The organism is Rhabdobacter roseus (genome assembly GCF_014202275.1).
In the GTDB taxonomy this organism is placed as follows: Bacteria; Bacteroidota; Bacteroidia; order Cytophagales; family Spirosomataceae; genus Rhabdobacter; species Rhabdobacter roseus.
Genome location: NZ_JACHGF010000001.1, coordinates 1,101,263 through 1,101,635, shown reverse-complemented (window position 1 = coordinate 1,101,635; position 373 = coordinate 1,101,263). Strand labels below are relative to the sequence as shown.

The following is a 373-nucleotide window of genomic DNA, read 5'->3' as shown; positions in this document are numbered from 1 at the left end:
CCAGTTGGACGAAAAAGCTTACCGCTGGTTCCTACTAGGTTATTTGTACCATCATCACCTGCAACGATACCAAGACGCCGGAGCGGCTTACCTCAAAGCCATTCAGCTAGACGAAAAAGCTGTCCCTTTGTACGGGCTAGGCACTTTGTATCAGGACTACCTAGGAAGGTATCAAGAGGCCGAAGCAGCCTACCTCAAAGCCATCCAGCTAGACGAAAATGATGCCTTCCCTTGGAATAGGCTGGGCACTTTGTATGAGGATCACCTAGCAAGGTACCAAGAGGCCGAAGCAGCCTACCTCAAAGCCATCCAGCTGGACGAAAATGATGCCTTCCCTTGGAATAGGCTGGGCACTTTGTATGAGGATCACCTA

General features: G+C 50.4%; 1 protein-coding gene. It reads left to right on the top strand.

The window, feature by feature from the left end; genetic code table 11:
- Positions 1 to 373: tetratricopeptide repeat protein (locus tag HNQ92_RS04635; RefSeq protein ID WP_184171555.1), on the top strand; the 373-nt coding region annotated here is incomplete at both ends.